Origin of the sequence: Bacillus sp. BF2-3 (genome assembly GCF_008368795.1) — a bacterium.
Taxonomy (GTDB): domain Bacteria; phylum Bacillota; class Bacilli; order Bacillales; family Bacillaceae_G; genus Bacillus_A; species Bacillus_A cereus.
Map to the genome: position 1 here is coordinate 1 of NZ_QOSA01000065.1, position 2,413 is coordinate 2,413.

The following is a 2,413-nucleotide window of genomic DNA, read 5'->3' on the forward strand; positions in this document are numbered from 1 at the left end:
TAGGACGTCGCCAAGCAACTTTAAGACGAGTCAGAATGACTCGTCTTTTTTGTGTTTTATAACTTCTTTTCAAAGCTAAATATTTTGAAGTGCTTCTCGCTTTTCAAAAAGGTTTTTGAGTACGTAGCTATATAAGTTTTATTCAATTTCTTTCGTGATTCTTTATATGTAATTTAAGATTTTCTATTTTATTTCTTAAAGATAGGATTCATCAGTGTGTTAAAATAGTACAGTTGTTTTTGATGTACTTTAATATAAGAAGATTTAAGTTAGAAAAGGAGATAATATGAAAAAGATAAGTATAATTACTATAGTAGTCTTAGTCCTGCTAGTAATCGTGTATATGTTAGTTGGGAATTATTTTTATAACTACGCGTTAAATGCGAAACAAGAAAAAGAATTTTTGCAAGATAATCCTCATTTAGTAGAAACGGTAAATGCGTCGGGAGATGTATTGGCTGCAAATGAAGAAAAGAATGCAAACTTCGTATCGAAGTATAAACCTAACACATTAACTATACGTTCTTTCGATAAATTAAATTTAAAAGGTTATGAATATATGAATGAACCATCCAGTCATAAATGGGCAATTGTAGTTCATGGATACAATGGTAGAGCATCAGAAATGACGAAATATGTTCGTAACTTTTATGAACAAGGCTATAATGTCATAGCACCAGACCTTCGTGGACACGGAAATAGTGAAGGGGATTATGTTGGTATGGGCTGGCATGATCGTAAAGATGTTTTGATTTGGATTCAACAAATCTTGAAGAAAGACCCTAATGCTGAAATAGCTCTATTTGGTGTTTCAATGGGCGGGGCAACTGTAATGATGACTTCAGGAGAAGATTTACCTTCTAATGTTAAAGTTATTATTGAAGATTGTGGATACTCAACTGTTATTGATGAATTTACTTATCAACTAAAAGATTTATTCCATTTACCGAAGTTTCCTGTTATGAATGCGGCAAATATGGTTACTAAATTAAGAGCTGGTTACGATTTAGAAGAGGCTTCAGCTGTAAAACAAGTAGCGAAAAGTAAAACACCTATGCTGTTCATTCATGGGGATGCTGATACATTCGTTCCTTTTGAAATGTTAGATGAAGTATATAATGCTGCAAAAGTAGAAAAAGAGAAATTAATTGTTCCAGGTGCTGGACATGGAGAAGCGGAGAAAGTAGATTCGAATAAATATTGGAATACTGTATGGAAGTTCGTAGGGAAGTATATTCCGGCATAATTAAAGTTGTTGCATTTATATAGACGATAATCGGAGGGATAATAGTTAATCCTTTTGATTATCGTTTTTTTTGTTAATTAGGTATTCTGCTATAAGTGTGTTTTTGTATGTAACTATATGAAGGAGATAGAGCAAAAACTTTTGAATTCCTTAATCTCAGTGCTACAATGATTGAAAACTAAATGTTAATGAGGTGTTTTTTATGAAAATTGAAGTATGGTCGGATTTTGTATGTCCATTTTGCTATATTGGGAAACGTAGATTAGAGATGGCTTTAGAACAATTTCCACATAAGAAGGATGTTGAAGTTGAGTTTAAAAGTTTTGAATTAGACCAAAATGCTCCAATCTATTCTGGAACAAGTATTAATGAAGTACTTGCATCAAAGTATGGAATTAGTATTGAAGAAGCTAAGCGTAATAACGTACAGTTAGGAAATCATGCAGCTAGTATGGGTTTAAGTTTTAATTTTGATGAGATGAAGCCGACTAATACTTTTGATGCGCATCGTCTTGCTAAGTTTGCAAAGAATCAAGGGAAAGAAAAAGAGATTACAGAAAATTTACTTTTTGCATATTTCACTGAATCGAAAAATTTAAGCGATGTGGATACACTTGCTACTATCGCTGAAGCTTCAGGTTTAGATAAGCAAGAATCTTTAAATGTTATTAATGATAAAAATGCGTATGCAAATGATGTTAGAATTGATGAAGCGATTGCTCAGCAATATCAAATTTCGGGAGTGCCTTATTTTATTATTAATCAAAAGTATGCTATTTCAGGTGCACAACCACTTGAAACTTTTGTTGGTGCACTTCAGCAAGTGTGGGAAGAAGAGAATCCTGCACCTAAGTTGCAAGAACTTTCTTCAGAGGGTGGAAGCGATCTTTCTTGTACTGATGGAAGTTGTTCGGTGCCGTCGAAAGAACAATAGTTTTTATGGTAGAAGAGCACCCCATAGATTGTTCTGTGGGATGCTTGTATATAACTTATAGAAGAAATACGTAAATGAAATCTATAAAATATAAAGTTTTTTAAAAAACGTATTGACGATTATACTTTAGAGGTGTAATATAGAACAAGTCGCCGATGACATTAACGTCGAAAGCGACAAACGAAATAAAAAACTTAGTTGACATCAATTAACGAAAATGTTAACATAAGGAA

General features: G+C 32.7%; 2 protein-coding genes. Both read left to right on the top strand.

Annotated features, from left to right (window positions below; all coding sequences use genetic code 11):
• The first annotated feature begins 286 nt into the window (after positions 1 to 286).
• Positions 287 to 1,246, top strand: coding sequence for an alpha/beta hydrolase (locus DN401_RS29370; RefSeq protein WP_000723973.1), 960 nt, complete (start codon positions 287 to 289; stop codon positions 1,244 to 1,246).
• 202 nt (positions 1,247 to 1,448) lie between these two features.
• Entirely contained in the window at positions 1,449 to 2,180 is a 732-nt protein-coding gene (locus DN401_RS29375; RefSeq protein ID WP_000687943.1) for a DsbA family oxidoreductase, read from the top strand.
• Positions 2,181 to 2,413: the final 233 nt, after the last annotated feature.

Excerpts from the sequence above, each read along its gene's own strand:
- DN401_RS29370 (WP_000723973.1), top strand. The coding sequence starts at position 287 with ATGAAAAAGATAAGTATAATTACTATAGTAGTCTTAGTCCTGCTAGTA.
- DN401_RS29375 (WP_000687943.1), top strand. The coding sequence starts at position 1,449 with ATGAAAATTGAAGTATGGTCGGATTTTGTATGTCCATTTTGCTATATT.